This is a genomic window from Pseudomonas sp. R5(2019) (assembly GCF_009905435.1).
In the GTDB taxonomy this organism is placed as follows: Bacteria; Pseudomonadota; Gammaproteobacteria; order Pseudomonadales; family Pseudomonadaceae; genus Aquipseudomonas.
Map to the genome: position 1 here is coordinate 1 of NZ_JAAAMT010000017.1, position 15,301 is coordinate 15,301.

13 protein-coding genes are annotated in these 15,301 nt (G+C 62.6%); 4 read left to right on the forward strand and 9 right to left on the reverse strand.

Features of this window, described 5'->3' with window-relative positions:
• Window positions 1–175: 175 nt before the first annotated feature.
• A complete protein-coding gene (locus GUY40_RS13265) occupies window positions 176–1,240 on the reverse strand; it encodes an ABC transporter substrate-binding protein (RefSeq protein WP_166569400.1) in 1,065 nt (354 codons plus the stop codon).
• Between the two features lie 368 nt (window positions 1,241–1,608).
• Between GUY40_RS13265 and GUY40_RS13270 the strand changes: the two genes are divergently transcribed.
• The gene (locus GUY40_RS13270) at window positions 1,609–2,322 is read left to right on the forward strand and encodes a UTRA domain-containing protein (protein WP_166569401.1); all 714 of its coding nucleotides are present in this window, start codon (window positions 1,609–1,611) and stop codon (window positions 2,320–2,322) included.
• Window positions 2,323–2,432: 110 nt separating this feature from the next.
• Here the strand turns inward: GUY40_RS13270 and GUY40_RS13275 are convergent, their stop codons facing one another.
• From GUY40_RS13275 to GUY40_RS13285, 3 genes are all read right to left on the reverse strand, one after another.
• Complete coding sequence (locus GUY40_RS13275) at window positions 2,433–4,646, reverse strand: mechanosensitive ion channel family protein (protein ID WP_166569402.1); 2,214 nt, start codon at window positions 4,644–4,646, stop codon at window positions 2,433–2,435.
• Between the two features lie 14 nt (window positions 4,647–4,660).
• Window positions 4,661–4,825: a hypothetical protein gene (locus GUY40_RS13280; RefSeq protein ID WP_166569403.1), complete on the reverse strand. Its 165-nt coding sequence runs from the start codon at window positions 4,823–4,825 to the stop codon at window positions 4,661–4,663.
• Between the two features lie 181 nt (window positions 4,826–5,006).
• Window positions 5,007–6,296, reverse strand: coding sequence for a M18 family aminopeptidase (locus tag GUY40_RS13285; RefSeq protein WP_166569404.1), 1,290 nt, complete (start codon window positions 6,294–6,296; stop codon window positions 5,007–5,009).
• Between the two features lie 259 nt (window positions 6,297–6,555).
• Between GUY40_RS13285 and GUY40_RS13290 the strand changes: the two genes are divergently transcribed.
• Window positions 6,556–7,005 carry a transposase gene (locus GUY40_RS13290; RefSeq protein ID WP_166569405.1) on the forward strand — a complete coding sequence of 150 codons (450 nt, stop codon included), beginning with the start codon at window positions 6,556–6,558 and terminating at the stop codon, window positions 7,003–7,005.
• A 115-nt stretch (window positions 7,006–7,120) separates the two neighbouring features.
• Here the strand turns inward: GUY40_RS13290 and GUY40_RS13295 are convergent, their stop codons facing one another.
• The 4 genes from GUY40_RS13295 to minC all read right to left on the reverse strand — a co-directional run bounded on the left by GUY40_RS13295 (window position 7,121) and on the right by minC (window position 9,833).
• Window positions 7,121–7,756, reverse strand: coding sequence for an RluA family pseudouridine synthase (locus GUY40_RS13295; RefSeq protein ID WP_166569406.1), 636 nt, complete (start codon window positions 7,754–7,756; stop codon window positions 7,121–7,123).
• Window positions 7,757–7,926: 170 nt separating this feature from the next.
• Complete coding sequence (gene minE / locus GUY40_RS13300) at window positions 7,927–8,181, reverse strand: cell division topological specificity factor MinE (RefSeq protein ID WP_166569407.1); 255 nt, start codon at window positions 8,179–8,181, stop codon at window positions 7,927–7,929.
• Window positions 8,178–8,996: a septum site-determining protein MinD gene (minD, locus tag GUY40_RS13305; protein WP_166569408.1), complete on the reverse strand. Its 819-nt coding sequence runs from the start codon at window positions 8,994–8,996 to the stop codon at window positions 8,178–8,180. Before minD ends, minE begins: the two co-directional genes overlap by 4 nt.
• Before the next feature lie 96 nt (window positions 8,997–9,092).
• Window positions 9,093–9,833 carry a septum site-determining protein MinC gene (gene minC / locus GUY40_RS13310; protein WP_166569409.1) on the reverse strand — a complete coding sequence of 247 codons (741 nt, stop codon included), beginning with the start codon at window positions 9,831–9,833 and terminating at the stop codon, window positions 9,093–9,095.
• Window positions 9,834–9,956: 123 nt separating this feature from the next.
• On the opposite strand from minC, the gene GUY40_RS13315 reads away from it, so the two are divergent.
• Together GUY40_RS13315 and GUY40_RS13320 are read left to right on the forward strand one after the other, a co-directional pair.
• Window positions 9,957–10,892: a lipid A biosynthesis lauroyl acyltransferase gene (locus GUY40_RS13315; RefSeq protein ID WP_166569410.1), complete on the forward strand. Its 936-nt coding sequence runs from the start codon at window positions 9,957–9,959 to the stop codon at window positions 10,890–10,892.
• A gap of 242 nt (window positions 10,893–11,134) precedes the next feature.
• The gene (locus GUY40_RS13320; RefSeq protein ID WP_166569411.1) at window positions 11,135–12,289 is read left to right on the forward strand and encodes a patatin-like phospholipase family protein; all 1,155 of its coding nucleotides are present in this window, start codon (window positions 11,135–11,137) and stop codon (window positions 12,287–12,289) included.
• Window positions 12,290–12,639: 350 nt separating this feature from the next.
• On the opposite strand, the gene acnB is transcribed toward GUY40_RS13320, so the two are convergent.
• The gene (gene acnB / locus GUY40_RS13325) at window positions 12,640–15,249 is read right to left on the reverse strand and encodes a bifunctional aconitate hydratase 2/2-methylisocitrate dehydratase (RefSeq protein WP_166569491.1); all 2,610 of its coding nucleotides are present in this window, start codon (window positions 15,247–15,249) and stop codon (window positions 12,640–12,642) included.
• Window positions 15,250–15,301: the final 52 nt, after the last annotated feature.

A 15,301-nucleotide genomic window follows, 5' to 3' on the forward strand; every position in this document is an offset into this window, starting at 1 on the left:
CGATGGGCTGCGAAGCGGCCCCAGCGATTCTGAAACCGCCGGCACTCGCAAGCTGAGTCGCAGATGTCACTGGCCTAAGGGGCCGCTTCGCAGCCCATCGCGGCCAGGTCCGCTCCTACAAGATCGCGAGCAAGCTTTGCCCACAAAAGCCCGCGCAGCGATTAGGTTCTGGGGGTTAGTTCATCTCGATGATGACTTGCTCTTGCCACATTTGTGGCAGCTTCCTGGAGGTGGCTTCCCAGGCATCGGCATCCTTGATCGGCTTGGCATTCTTGTACTGCTCGTTGGGCAGCAACTTGGCCTGCACCTCTTCGGGCAGCTTCAGGCTTTCGGCACGAATCGGCCGGGCGTTGCCCTTGGCCAGGTTGATCTGGCCGGCGTCGCTGAAGATGTATTCGCGGGTCAGCTTGGCGGCATTCGGGTGCTTGGCGTATTTGTTGATGATGGTGGTGTAGCCGGAGATCACGGTGCCGTCGGACGGGATCAGCACGGTAAAGCGGGAAGGGTCGATCTTTTCGCGGTAGCTCAGGCCGTTGAAGTCCCAGACCACGCCGACTTCCACTTCACCCTTTTCCAGGGTCTGGATGGTCGGGTTGGCCAGCGACAGACGTTTCTGCTGGGCGATCCTGGTGAACAGCTGCAGGCCTGGCTCGATGTTCTTTTCATCACCGCCACGGGCGATGGCGGCGGCGAGTACGCCGTTGGCGGCCTGGGCCGCGGTGCCTACGTCACCGATGGCGACCTTGTATTTGCCTTTCTCGAGGTCGGCCCAGCTCTTGGGGGCATCGGCGTCCTTGACCAGCTGCTTGTTGATGATGAACGCGATGGTGCCGGTATAGGCCAGCGCCCAGTGGCCGTCCTTGTCCTTGGCCCAGTCCGGGATCTGCTCCCAGGTGCTTGGCTTGTAGGGCTGGGTGACGCCCTTGGCCACCGCAATCGGGCCGAAGGCTGCACCGACGTCACCAATGTCGGCGCTGGCGTTGTCTTTTTCCGCGTCGAACTTGGCCACTTCCTGGGCCGAGCTCATGTCGGTGTCGATGTGTTTGAGACCGTATTGGCTGGCCAGGTCTGCCCAGGTGCCTTTCCAGTTCGCCCAGTCATCGGGCATGCCGACACTGTTGACGGCACCTTCGCTTCTGGCGGCGGCTTCCAGGGTTTTCAGGTCAGTGGCGGCGGCCATGGCAGAGGTGCACAGGGCGATGGCCGAGCCTAACAGTGATGCCAGGAAAAGCTGTTTCATCCGAAGCTCCTTTTGGGTGCAGTGCAATACGTACGTTTTCTTTTGATTGAGCGTTGTTTGCGATTCGGGCTGGTCTAGGTCAGCAAACCTTGCGCCAAATTTAGGCCTGTTGGATGACATTTGTATGTCCGAACTGCCCCCAAAAGCCCGCTTGCACGGTGACGTGCGAGTAAGCGTAGCCCACTTTCAAAACCCTGAAGCGCCACGCCCGGCAAGGGCTTGCGGGCCTTGCGCGGGTGACCGTTGGGCGGCTGCGTCATCTGTTGGTCATTTGTGTTGCCTAATCTTGCAAGACTCCCCTGAGCCCGGCGCCGCGTCGCAATAGGGCTCTTTTGAACAGGCTGGACTAGTCCAGGCAGGAAACCTTGATGCAGGCACAGGCCCCACGGGCGGTAACGGCGATCTGCACGGCGCTGCAAGAGCAGATCGAACACGGTTTATTGGCGGCCGGCTGCAAGCTGCCGGCCGAGCGCAAACTCAGCGAAGTGTTCGCCACCACCCGCATCACCTTGCGTGAAGCCTTGGTGCAGCTGGAAGCCCGGGGCTTGATCTACCGCGAGGAGCGGCGCGGCTGGTTCGTCTCGCCGCCACGGCTGACGTACGACCTGATGAAACGCAGCCACTTCCATGCCATGGTTCGCGAGCAGGGCCGCGAGCCGTCCACGCATTTGCTCTCGGCGCGCCTGCAACCGGCGTCGGCGGCGGTGTGCGCGGCGTTGCAGCTACCGGCGTTGTCCAGCGTGATCCGCATCTGCCGCAGCCGCTGCATCGATGGCCGGCCGGTGCTGTACGCCGAGCACTACCTGAACCCGCAATACTTTCCCGGGATTCTGGCGTTAGACCTGGGGCAGTCCTTGACCGAACTGTATGCCCGGCATTACCAGATCGAGTACGGCCGGGTGCGCTTTGAAATGCTGCCCACCGCCTTGCCGGCTGCCGCGGCGGCGGCGCTGAAGGTGGCGCTGGGCACGCCGGGGCTGCATATCACGCGGGTTAACCATGACCAACAGGGGCGGTTGATTGATTGTGACCTGGAGTTTTGGCGGCACGATGCGATTTGCATGAGTGCGGTCGTGGGGTGATCCGGGGGCTGCTGCGCAGCCCATCGCGGCCGGGTCCGCTCCTACAGGAGTTACGCAATCCCATGTAGGAGCGGACCTGGCCGCGATGGGCCGCAAAGCGGCCCCAGTGATCACGAAGCCGACTCGGTCTTCCCACCGCCGGCGGTAACGACGTGCACACTCAGGCGCGGCATCGCCAGGTCCAGCCCGGATTCGTCCAGTTGGCGCTTGAGCGCCAGGTTGAAGGCGCGGGAGACTTCCCATTGTTTGATCGGCGCGGTCTTGAAGCGGGCGCGCAAAATGGCGGAGCCGGACTCGAAACTTTCCACCCCCTGAATCTCCAGCGGCGACCAGATGTTGCGGCGCTGCAATGGGTCGGTGCGCATTTTCTGGCCGACATCACGCATCAGCCCGATGGCTTCGTCGATTTCCATGTTGTGCGGGATCGCTACCCGGAAGATCGCGTAACCAAACTCGCGCGAGTAGTTCTTGATGCTCTTGATCTCGCTGAACGGAATGGTGTGCACGATGCCGTCGATATCGCGCAGGCGCACGGTGCGGATGGTCAAGCCCTCCACCGTCCCGAGGTGCCCGCCCACGTCCACGTAATCGTCAATGGCCAGAGAGTCTTCGATGATGATGAACAGGCCGGTGATCAAGTCCGCTACCAGCGATTGTGCACCAAAGCCGATCGCCAGGCCGATCACACCGGCACCGGCCAGCAGCGGCGTCACGTTCATGCCCATGTTCGCCAGGGCGACGATCAACGCCACGATAAAGATCACCACAAACAGCACGTTGCGAATCAACGGCATCATGGTTTGCGCCCGGGCATTGGCCAGGCCCTTGCGCGAGCGGGTGAGGGCGTGGTGCACCGCGGTGTCGGCGAGAATCCAGATCAGCCAGGCGAAGACCAAGGTGCCGGTCAGGCCCAGCACCCGAACGCTGATTTCATGGCCGTCGCCTTCGGCGTAGCGGATCAGCGACAAGCCCCAGACCCGCATGCCCAACTCGATAAACACCAGCCAGATAAACAGGTGCACCAGCGTGTAGCCGAAGTTCTTCAAGCGCTCGGAATACAAGGCATGGCGCTTGTGTCCGCGCTGGGGCTTGAGCGCGTGGCGACGGACCAGGCCATTGCTGACCATGCACATCACCAGCAACACCGTGCACAGCAGCGACTGGCGCAGGGCGGTGCTGGTGTCGCCGGCGGAAATGAAGGTGGCAAACAGCGACACCGCCACCAGCACCAGTGCCGGCAAATACCAGAAGGTGCCGAGGATATCGATGGTGTCGCTCAGGGCGCGGCGGGTCAGGCGCCGGGACAGCGGCTGGTTGCGGATCAGGTGGGCGATGGGGCGACGAAAGCGCAGGATAAACACGCCGCTGGACAGCGCCGCCAGCACATTGGCCAGGGTCGCGGCGCTGTGCGCCAGGTGCAGGCCCAGGGTTTCGACCAGCCGCGGGTCACTGATCGCCTCGCCAAACGCGGCAAAGCTGCCGATCAGCCACAGCGGATGGAACGCCTGATGGCGCAGGATATACAAGGCGCGATGACGATGCGGGCCATCGAGCAAAGAGAAGGCGATGACGCAGACCGCCGAGAAACAGGTACCGATCACCAGCGCGTAAGCCAGCACCATCGCCAGCGATTTGCCCAGCGATGAAGGCAGGGCGTAGCTCAGGTAAACGGTGAAGATCAGCGCGATCAGCCAGGGGCCGAGTTTGCGCAGGGCAAACAGCACCAGATCCCAGGTGCGCGGGTGTTGTGGCAACTCCAGGGCCAGGCCGAAGCGCTGGCGCACCCGGTGGCCAATCCAGATCAGGCCATAGGCGAGCAGGCTCCAGGCCAGCAGGATCAGCACAAAGCCGAAGATGATCGTCGGCCACTGTTCGGTCGGCGCGATCAGCGCCATGAACTCATCCTCGGCCTGGTCCCATTCAGCCGACCAGCGCATGAGCGGGCTGTCTTCGCCGACAAACTGCTGCTCGAAACGGCTCAAGGTGCTGCCAATCAAGCCCAGCACGCCCTGCTCGGCGGGGGGTTGGGCCTGCCTGGTGCTGTCGCGCAGCTTCTTGAGGTCCGACAGTAGCTTGCTCCGTTGCTGATCGTTTTCCAGGGTCTGGATCACTTCATCGAGCGACTGGCCCAGCGGCTGAGTGGCTTCCGGCTGCGGCTTGCTGCCACCGAGCAGGCTGGGCAGCCCTGCCGCCTGGGCGGAAGAAAAGGCCAGCAGGGCGATCAAAAACAGACAGGGCAAGGCAAGCAAGCGGGTGAAGGCAGGCACCGGGCGGTCAACCTCAACGATGGAAATCGAGCGAGTGTACGAGGCCCCCGAAGGCATTGCGAGGGTAATTGTCAGGCGAGCTTTTCGAGGATCTTGTAGACCATCAAGCCGAGGATGCCGATCATCCCGATCCAGATCATCAGCACGCCGAAATTGCTTTCACGGTAATTGAACCCGATGGTCAACAGCAAAAGCCCGGCGAGGACGGGGATGAACATCGACTGGAACGGTGACATGGGATGATTCCCTATGCGCTAGGTGGGTGCCTTAAGCATAGGTTGGTTTAGGAAGGCCGGGGCTGCTTTGCAGCCCATCGCGGCCAGGTCCGCTCCTACAGGAATCTGCGCGGACCCTGTAGGAGCGGCGGTCCGGCGACCCGGCCTGGCCGCGATGGGCCGCGCAGCGGCCCCGGATGGATCATGGCAAATCGTGACTGGCGTAGAACGCCCCCAGCACCTTGACCAGGTGCGCCAGGTCCTGGCTGCCACACACCTCGCGAATCGAGTGCATGCCGAAGGTCGGCAGGCCGATGTCGACGGTACGCACGCCCAGGTGGCTGGCGGTGATCGGGCCGATGGTCGAGCCGCAACCCATGTCGCTGCGTACCACAAAGCTTTGCACCGGCACTTCCACCGCCATGCACAGGTGGCGGAAGAAACCGGCGGTTTCGCTGTTGGTGGCGTAGCGCTGGTTGTTGTTGACCTTGATCACCGGCCCCGCGTTGAGCTTGGGCCCGTGGTTGCCGTCGTGTTTGTCGGCATAGTTGGGGTGCACGCCGTGGGCGTTGTCGGCCGAGACCAGCAGCGAGCGCTGGATAGTGCGCACGTAATCGTCACCGTCCGGCAGCAGGCGCTGCAGGGTTTGCTCCAGCATCGGGCCATCGGCGCCGCAGGCCGAGCAGGAACCGACTTCTTCATGGTCGTTGCAGACCAGCACGCAGGTTTCGTCGCCTTCGGCATCGAGCAGCGCCTGCAGGCCGGCATAGCAGGACAGCAGGTTGTCGAGCCGCGCGCCAGCGATGAAATCGCCGTTCAGGCCAATGACCGCCGCGCTTTGGGTGTCGTAGAAGCTCAGCTCGTAATCAAGCACCACATCGGCGTTCAGACCGTGCTCGCGGGCCAGCTGCTCGGTCAGCAGGGCGCGGAAATCCACGCGCTCGTCCCCGGCCACCTGGGCCAGTACCGGTGGCAGCTCGGTTTGCGGGTTGATCATCCAGCCTTCGTTGGCGGTGCGATTGAGGTGGATGGCCAGGTTGGGGATGATCGCAATCGGTGCCTTGAAGTCGACCAGCTGGCTCTCGACCTTGCCGTCACGGCGGAAGGTCACGCGGCCGGCCAGCGACAGGTCGCGGTCGAACCACGGCGCCAGCAGGGCTCCGCCGTAGACCTCGACGCCCAGTTGCAGGAAGCCCTGGCGCTGCAGCTCTGGCTGCGGCTTGACGCGCAGGCACGGGCTGTCGGTGTGGGCGCCGACCAGGCGGATACCGTTAAGCAGCGGCGAGTGACGGCCGAGCTTGATGGCGATAATCGAAGAGTCGTTGCGCGTCAGGTAATAGCGCCCACCCGGGGCGGTGGACCAACTGTCGCGTTCATCCAGACGCTGGTAGCCGGCGGCTTCGAGGCGCTGCGCCAGGCTTGCGGTGGCGTGGAAGGGGGTAGGGGAGGCCTTGAGGAAATCGATCAGGCCTTGATTCAAAACGTCGCGCATAGGTGGCTCCAGACAGCAGTGGCGCGAGTTTACCGTATTGAGTCGATCCAGACACTGCAGCGCCTGCATTCGCGGCGGTCCGGCGATCCGGTAAATCCGCTCCCACAAATACCCCACTTACTCTGTGTGGAGCGGGCTTGTGGGAGCGGATTTATCCGCGAATAGCCTCACCACCGTAACACTCTGCAAACCACCCATCCAGCTTCACTTCTCACACCCATGTACTTTCCCCCAACACCCAAAAAACAAGGACGTTTTCATGGCTGACTCTCGCCGCCTGCGCACAGGCCGGTACTCCGAGCCCGGGCGCATCTATCTGGTCACTTCGGTCGTGATCGACCGTCAGCCGGTATTTGCTGATTGGCGCCTGGGCCGACGGGTCGTCAGCCAATTCAGGCAGGCGCAGGAGGAAGGTCTCGCATCGTCCATCGCCTGGGTAGTGATGCCCGACCATTTTCACTGGTTGATCGAGCTGCGCGCGGGCGAGCTTTCGGACGTTGTACGCCGCACCAAGGCAAGGACCACGCACAGCGTCAATGCGGCGATGGGGCGGTCGGGCCGGTTGTGGCAAGCGGGGTTTCATGATCGGGCGGTGCGGCGGGAAGAAGATGTGAAACGGTTGGCGCGGTATGTGATTGCCAATCCGGTGCGGGCCGGGCTGGTGGAGCGGGTGGGGGATTATCCGCTGTGGGATGCGATGTGGATTTGAGGGCCTCATTCGCGGATAAATCCGCTCCCACAAAAGCCCTTACACAGAACCTGAGCGGGGAGCTTTTCATGTGGGAGCGGATTTACCGGACCGCCGCGAATGCAGACGCCGCCGATCAAAACGGCGCCGGGCACTCGAACTTCAACCGCTCACCCGTCACCGGATGAGTAAAGCCCAGCATGCTCGCATGCAAACACAGCCGCTCATGGGCCGCCAATGCCTGTTCATGGGCATACAACCGATCACCCAACAGCGGATGCCCGATCGACAGCATGTGCACCCGCAGCTGGTGCGAGCGGCCGGTGATCGGGGTCAGTTCGACGCGGCTGTAGTCACCGCAACGCTCCAGCACGCGCCAGAAGGTCAGGGCATGCTTGCCGAACTCGTGATCGACCACATGCCGCGGCTTGGTGGGCGGGTCGTAGCGCAGGGGCAGGTCGATGCTGCCGCTGTCCAATTCCGGGCTGCCCCAGCACAGTGCGGTGTAGGCCTTTTCAGTTTCGCGGTCGTGGAACTGGCGCGACAGTTCTCGGTGGGCGTCCGGGTTGCGGGCAAGCAGGATAATGCCGGAGGTTTCCCAATCCAGGCGGTGAACGATCAGCGCCCCGGGGTAGCCGTTCTCCTGCAGGCGGGTGATCAGGCAGTCCTTGTTGTCCTCGGCACGGCCGGGGACGGACAGCAGCAGGGTGGGCTTGTCGATCACCAGGAAGGCTGGGTCCTGGTGAATGACGCGGATGTTCGACAACGGCATTTGAATCGTCTCGGTAAACGGCATTTACAGACAGCACATAAAACACTGTGGGAGCGGATTTATCCGCGAATAGCTTCAACACACATTCTGGATCTGTGTTGAAGCTATTCGCGGATAAATCCGCTCCCACAAAAGCCGGCCCCTCACAAGAGCAAGCCTGCCTTAAATGATCAGCGATCCGGCAGGGTGATGTTGAGCTCCAGAATCGAGCAGCTGCCCTGGCTCTCAAGGGCGACCTGAACCTGATCGTTCTCGATCTGCACGTACTTGCGAATGACCTCGACCAGTTCCTTCTGCAAGGCTGGCAGGTAGTCCGGGGTGCTGCGCTGGCCGCGTTCGTGCGCCACGATGATCTGTAGACGCTCTTTCGCTACCGAAGCGGTGCTTACTTTCTTGCTGGCACGAAAGAAGTCAAAAAGGTTCATTTTTTCCCACCTCCAAACAGGCGCTCGAAGAACCCTTTCTTCTCTACGTCCAGGAACCGATGATCTACCGTTTTGCCCAGCAGGCGGTCGACGGTATCGCTATAGGCCTGGCCAGCGTCGCTCTGGTCATCGAGGATGACCGGCACGCCCTGGTTGGAGGCCTTCAATACCGCCTGGGATTCAGGGATCACGCCCAGCAGGGTCACCGAAAGGATTTCCTTGACGTCTTCAACGCCAAGCATTTCGCCGTTGCTGACGCGCTCCGGGTTGTAACGGGTGATCAGCAGGTGCTCCTTGATCGGGTCTTCGTTGCGTTCGGCGCGGCGCGATTTGCTCGCCAGGAGGCCGAGCATGCGGTCCGAGTCACGTACCGAGGAGACTTCCGGGTTGGTCACCACAATCGCTTCGTCAGCGAAGTACATGGCCAGGTGGGCACCTTTCTCGATCCCGGCCGGCGAGTCGCAGACCACGAATTCGAAGGTTTGCTTAAGGTCCATCAACACCTTTTCAACGCCTTCCTGGGTCAGCGCGTCCTTGTCACGGGTTTGGCTTGCGGCCAGCACGAACAGGTTTTCAAGGCGCTTGTCCTTGATCAGGGCTTGTTGCAGGTTGGCTTCACCGTTGACGACGTTGACAAAGTCGTAAACCACTCGGCGTTCACAGCCCATGATCAAGTCGAGGTTACGCAGGCCGACGTCGAAGTCGACGATGACTGTTTTGTGGCCGCGCAGCGCGAGGCCGGTACCGATAGCGGCGCTGGTGGTGGTCTTACCCACACCACCCTTGCCGGATGTAACCACGAGAATCTTGGCCAAGGTGTTTCACCCCTAAAGAAAAAGGACGATCAGTCCCAAAAAATACAAAAAAGACAACTTAACTAAAAATGGCGCAGAAAATGGCGGCAGTATCCGTTAAAGACGGGTGATGTTCAACATGTCACCCGATAGGCTGAACTGCACTGAGGCCCCCCACAGCGGATCGCGGCGTAGATCTTCAGAGACCTTGTACTGCCCGGCGATAGAGACCAGCTCTGCGGTCATCTGCTGGCAGAAAATCCGCGCCTGGGTATTGCCCTTGATACCCGCCAGGGCACGACCGCGCATGGCGCCGTACACATGGATGTTGCCATCGGCCAGAAGTTCCGCCCCGGGGCTTACCGACGACACCACGACCAGATCCCCGCCCTGAGCATAGATCTGTTGGCCGCCACGTACAGGCGAAGTGATGACACGCGTCGGTTTGATCGCAGGCACAGGCGCAGGCACCGGCTCGGGCTTCTTCTCCACCACCTCGACGACCTCCAGCGGCCGCTCTCGGGCGCCGGAGGGCGGCAACACCGGCAAATCGATGGCAATCGCCGCGGCGATGTCCTCGATGCGGCTGGCGCGAATGGCCAGCGTGCGCAGGCCGTGCTGGCGGCACACGCGCATCAGCCCGGGCAGGTCGATGGCGCCTTCGCCGGCCGGCAGCTTGTCCAGCGCCAACACCAGTGGTGTGTTGCTGAAGAAGTTCGGGGCCTGGGCAACCTTGGCCGCCAACTGGCGATCCAGGCCCTCCAGGTTGTTACGGGCCAGCTCAAGCACTGTAATGGCGAGCATGCTGCCCTTGAGCTGGAACACGGGATCTTGGTCTAGCAATTCGGTTTGGCTCATGGTCGGCATCAAGCAGCTTGTAACGAAAAAGTCGCCGTGACTTATAACGAGAACGCCCACAAGCCGCAACCCGCGTCGAACCGTTGTAGAATGCGCGACCTTGTTGTCTGTCCGGAATCTGCAATGGATCGCCCGCATTTTAGTCGCTCATTCTTGCACCCGCGTTACTGGCCGCTCTGGCTGGGGCTGGGGCTGCTGTGGCTGATCGTTCAGCTGCCATACCCTGTTTTACGGTTGAAAGGCCGTGCACTGGGCGCGTTGATGTATCGCGTGGCCGGCGAACGTCGGCGCATTGCGGCGCGCAATCTGGAGCTGTGCTTCCCGCAGATGTCGGTCGACGAACGGCAGCGGTTATTGAAAGAAAATTTTGCCTCCACCGGCATCGCCTTCTTCGAAATGGCCATGAGCTGGTGGTGGCCAAAGGCCCGTCTGGCCAAGCTGGCGCACATTGAAGGGCTGGAACATCTGCAGGCTGCGCAGCGGGAAGGGCAGGGCGCGATCCTGATGGCCCTGCATTTCACCACGCTGGAAATCGGCGCCGCCCTGCTGGGCCAGCAACACACCATCGACGGCATGTACCGCGAGCACAAGAACGCGCTGTTCGACTACGTGCAACGGCGCGGCCGCGAGCGGCACAACCTTGACTCGCTGGCGGTGGAACGTGAAGACGTGCGCGCCATGCTCAAGCTGCTGCGCAGCGGCCGGGCGATCTGGTACGCGCCAGACCAGGACTACGGCGCCAAACAGAGCATTTTCGTGCCCTTGTTCGGCGTCGAAGCGGCCACCGTGACCGCCACCACCAAATTCGCCCGCCTGGGCAAGGCCCGGGTGATCCCCTTTACCCAGCAGCGATTGGCCGACGGCAGCGGCTACCGGCTGGTGATCCACCCGCCGCTGGCGGATTTCCCGGGGGAGAGCGAAGAGGCCGACTGCCTGCGGATCAACCGCTGGATCGAAGCCTCGGTCAGCGAATGCCCGGCGCAGTACCTGTGGGCCCATCGGCGCTTCAAGTCGCGGCCGCCGGGGGCGCCTAAGCTGTATGAGAAGAAGCGGCGGTAGCGGGCGCAGCGGGCTTGCCCAATGCCAGTCAGTCAAGGCATAGGCCGTGTAGGAGACATAGACCCTGTGGGAGCGGATTTATCCGCGAATAGATTCACCACGGTGCGTCAGGTGAACCGTGGTAAGGCCATTCGCGGATAAATCCGCTCCCACATTAAAGTGATTCGCCTTAACTGACTGGGCAAGCCTTGCTCCTACATCATCAGTTTCAGTGAAATGCCCTCAAGCCAGGGAGCCCCTGCATGCCCGCAACACCCCCCACCACCGGCCTGATCCTCTCCGGCGGCGGCGCCCGCGCCGCCTATCAGGTGGGGGTATTGGCCGGTATCGCCGACCTGCTCCCGCCCAACGCCAGCAACCCGTTCCCGGTCATCGTCGGCACCTCCGCCGGCGCCATCAACGCCGTCACCCTCGCCAGCGGCGCCCTGCACTTTGGCGAAACCATCCGCCGCCTCACCGCTTTTTGGGAAAACTTTCGCAGCCACCGGGTGCTACGCAGCGACTGGCCCGGGGTCATCCGCCAGGCCAGCCGCTTTGTCAACCACAGCCTGCTCGGCATCGGCTCGCCTACTCCGGTGGCCCTGCTCGACAACTCGCCCCTGCGCGGCCTGCTCGACACCCACCTCAACCTCGGCGGCATCAACGAGGCGATCAACCAGCAGCAACTGCGCGCCGTCGCCGTCACCGCCTTCGGCTACGAATCCGGCCAGGCGGTCACGTTCTACCAAGGCAAAGGCGCCATCCAACCCTGGCTGCGCCATCGCCGCATCGGCGTGCCCACTCTGCTGTCGGTCGAGCACCTGCTGGCCAGCGCCTCGATCCCGCTGCTGTTTCCACCGGTGAAGATTGATCAGGAATTTTTCGGTGACGGCGCCGTGCGCCAGTCCGCGCCCATCAGCCCGGCCTTGCACCTGGGCGCCAGCCGCGTGCTGGTGGTGGGTGTCAGCGGCAACCCCCGCGGCCCGGACAAGGTCGCGACCCGCGAACGGGCGTTCAGTGGCCAGCATCCGACCCTGGCGCAGATCGGCGGGCACATGCTCAACAGCACCTTCATCGACAGCCTGGAAGACGACATCGAGCTGCTGCAGCGGCTCAACCTGTTCAGCCTGCTGATCCCCGCCAACGGCGAGCCCAAGCCACTGGGCATCGCCCCGGTCGAGGTCCTGGTGATCGCCCCCAGCCAACCGCTGGACGAAATCGCCGCCCGCCACCGCAGCGAACTGCCTGCGGCGCTGCGACTGTTTCTGCGCGGCCCGGGCGCGACCAAAACCAGCGGGGCAGGGGTGCTCAGCTACCTGCTGTTCGAAGCCGGCTACTGCAGCGAACTGATCGAACTGGGCCGCCGCGACGCCCTGGCCAAGCGCGAAGCGCTGTGCCGATTCCTGGGCTTGCCCTGATACCCGCCGCCGGGGATCGGGTAGGAGCCGGGCTTGCCCCAATGCCAGTCAGTTAAGGAATAGAACGACGCAACCCTTGTAGGAGCGGCGGTCCGGCGTCCCGGCCTGGCCGCGATGGGCTGCGCAGCAGCCCCCGAGGCCGGTGATATCTACGACAAGCCCTGGGAGTGCGGGCGGTTTCGGAATCGCCGGGGCCGCTTCGCAGCCCATCGCGGCCAGGTCCGCTCCTACATGGATTTCGGCGGTTCATCCCTTAACTGACTGGCATTGGGGCTTGCCCGCGATGCTTTTGAGGCTGCATAAAAAACCCCGTCATGTAGACGGGGTTTTTTCAGCGCGGTGTAACGTGATTAAGCTTGAACAACCGGGATGTTGGCGTTCGCAGCGGCTTCACGGAACTCGGCGATCTGGTCGAAGCTCAGGTAGCGGTAGACGTCGGCCGCCATGCTGTCGATCTTGCCAGCGTACTCCATGTACTCCTCGACGGTCGGCAGTTTGCCCAGGATGGACGCAACAGCGGCAAGCTCCGCCGACGCCAGGTACACATTGGCACCATCGCCCAGGCGGTTCGGGAAGTTACGGGTCGAAGTGGAAACCACGGTGGAGTTCGGCTCAACACGTGCCTGGTTACCCATGCACAGCGAGCAGCCCGGCATTTCCATGCGCGCGCCGGCCTTGCCGTAGATGCCGTAGTAGCCTTCTTCGGTCAGTTGGTGAGCGTCCATCTTGGTCGGCGGCGACAGCCACAGACGGGTTGGCAGCTGACCCTTGACCTGCTCCAGCAGTTTACCGGCAGCGCGGAAGTGACCGATGTTGGTCATGCACGAACCGATGAACACTTCGTCGATCTGCTCGCCCTGGACGGTCGACAGCAGACGCGCGTCGTCCGGATCGTTCGGCGCACAGAGCACAGGCTCATTGATGTCGGCCAGGTCGATCTCGATGATTTCGGCATACTCGGCATCGGCGTCGGCGGACAGCAGTTCCGGGTTGGCCAGCCAGGCTTCCATCGCCTGTGCACGACGTTCCATGGTGCGCGCATCGCCGTAACCTTCGCTGATCATCCAGCGCAGCAGGGTGATGTTCGACTTCAGGTACTCGGCAATGGCTTTTTCCGGCAGCTTGATGGTGCAACCTGCAGCGGAACGTTCAGCCGAAGCGTCGGACAGTTCGAACGCTTGCTCGACGGTCAGGTCGTCCAGGCCTTCGATTTCCAGGATGCGGCCGGAGAAGGCGTTGATCTTGCCCTTTTTCTCGACGGTCAGCAGGCCGTTCTTGATGCCGTAGTAAGGGATGGCATGGACCAGGTCGCGCAGGGTAATGCCCGGTTGCAGCTTGCCCTTGAAGCGAACCAGTACCGACTCCGGCATGTCCAGCGGCATGACGCCGGTGGCTGCGGCGAAGGCGACCAGGCCGGAACCGGCCGGGAACGAGATGCCGATCGGGAAACGGGTGTGCGAGTCGCCGCCGGTGCCGACGGTGTCAGGCAGCAGCATGCGGTTCAGCCAGCTGTGGATGATGCCGTCGCCAGGACGCAGGGACACGCCGCCACGGGTGCGGATGAAATCCGGCAGGGTGTGGTGGGTGGTGACGTCGATCGGTTTTGGATAGGCAGCGGTGTGGCAGAACGACTGCATGACCAGGTCAGCGGAGAAGCCCAGGCACGCCAGGTCTTTGAGCTCGTCACGGGTCATCGGGCCGGTGGTGTCCTGGGAACCGACGGTGGTCATCTTCGGTTCGCAGTAGGTGCCAGGACGTACGCCTTTGCCTTGCGGCAGGCCGCACGCCTTGCCGACCATTTTCTGTGCCAGGGTGTAGCCCTTGCCGGTGTCGACAGGTGCTTCAGGCAGCTTGAACAGATCGGTTGGGCCCAGGCCCAGCTCGGCACGCGCCTTCTCGGTCAGGCCACGGCCGACGATCAGCGGGATACGGCCGCCAGCGCGGACTTCATCCAACAGCACCGGGGTCTTCATTTCGAAGGTGGTGATGACTTCGTCGGTACCGTGCTTGCATACTTTGCCAGCGTGCGGGTACAGGTCGATCACGTCGCCCATGTGCATGTTCGACACATCGAATTCGATCGGCAGGGCGCCGGCGTCTTCCATGGTGTTGTAGAAGATCGGGGCGATCTTGGAGCCGAAGCAGAAACCACCGCCGCGCTTGTTCGGCACGTAAGGGATGTCGTCGCCGAAGAACCACAGTACCGAGTTGGTGGCCGATTTACGCGAGGAACCGGTACCGACCACGTCACCGACGTAGGCGATCGGGAAGCCCTGGCCGCGCATTTCTTCGATTTGCTTCATGGGGCCGGTGACGCCTTGCTCGTCCGGCACGATGCCGTCACGGGCCATTTTCAGCATGGCCAGGGCGTGCAGCGGGATGTCCGGGCGCGACCAGGCGTCTGGAGCCGGGGACAGGTCGTCGGTGTTGGTTTCGCCGGTGACCTTGAAGACGCGCAGGCTGATCTTGTCGGCCAGGGTCGGACGCTTCTTGAACCACTCGCCGTCGGCCCAGGATTGCAGCACGGCCTTGGCGTTGACGTTGCCCGCCTTGGCTTTTTCGGCCACGTCGTGGAAGGCGTCGAACATCAGCAGGGTGTGCTTGAGTTGTTCAGCGGCAACGCCAGCCAGCTCGGCGTTGTCCAGCAGCTCGACCATGGTGGCGATGTTGTAGCCGCCTTGCATGGTGCCCAGCAGCTCAATGGCGCGGGTTTTGTCGATCAGGGGGGAGGTCGCTTCGCCCTTGGCGATAGCGGACAGGAAACCGGCCTTGACGTAGGCGGCTTCGTCCACTCCAGGTGGAACGCGATTGGTGATCAGGTCGACGAGGACAGCTTCTTCGCCGGCCGGGGGATTCTTCAGCAGCTCGACCAGGCCTGCGGTTTGTTCGGCGTTAAGCGGCTGGGGCACGATACCCTGGGCGGCACGCTCTTCGATGTGTTTGCGGTAGGCTTCAAGCACAGTTATTACCCTCATCAGTGGTCCCAAATGGGTGTCCGGGACGCTCATCCGG

What these genes read in the sequence shown, in the direction of transcription:
- GUY40_RS13265 (WP_166569400.1), bottom strand. Translation starts at nt 1,240, where the DNA reads ATGAAACAGCTTTTCCTGGCATCACTGTTAGGCTCGGCCATCGCCCTG.
- GUY40_RS13270 (WP_166569401.1), top strand. Translation starts at nt 1,609, where the DNA reads ATGCAGGCACAGGCCCCACGGGCGGTAACGGCGATCTGCACGGCGCTG.
- GUY40_RS13275 (WP_166569402.1), bottom strand. Translation starts at nt 4,646, where the DNA reads ATGCCTTCGGGGGCCTCGTACACTCGCTCGATTTCCATCGTTGAGGTT.
- GUY40_RS13280 (WP_166569403.1), bottom strand. Translation starts at nt 4,825, where the DNA reads ATGTCACCGTTCCAGTCGATGTTCATCCCCGTCCTCGCCGGGCTTTTG.
- GUY40_RS13285 (WP_166569404.1), bottom strand. Translation starts at nt 6,296, where the DNA reads ATGCGCGACGTTTTGAATCAAGGCCTGATCGATTTCCTCAAGGCCTCC.
- GUY40_RS13290 (WP_166569405.1), top strand. Translation starts at nt 6,556, where the DNA reads ATGGCTGACTCTCGCCGCCTGCGCACAGGCCGGTACTCCGAGCCCGGG.
- GUY40_RS13295 (WP_166569406.1), bottom strand. Translation starts at nt 7,756, where the DNA reads ATGCCGTTGTCGAACATCCGCGTCATTCACCAGGACCCAGCCTTCCTG.
- minE (WP_166569407.1), bottom strand. Translation starts at nt 8,181, where the DNA reads ATGAACCTTTTTGACTTCTTTCGTGCCAGCAAGAAAGTAAGCACCGCT.
- minC (WP_166569409.1), bottom strand. Translation starts at nt 9,833, where the DNA reads ATGAGCCAAACCGAATTGCTAGACCAAGATCCCGTGTTCCAGCTCAAG.
- GUY40_RS13315 (WP_166569410.1), top strand. Translation starts at nt 9,957, where the DNA reads ATGGATCGCCCGCATTTTAGTCGCTCATTCTTGCACCCGCGTTACTGG.
- GUY40_RS13320 (WP_166569411.1), top strand. Translation starts at nt 11,135, where the DNA reads ATGCCCGCAACACCCCCCACCACCGGCCTGATCCTCTCCGGCGGCGGC.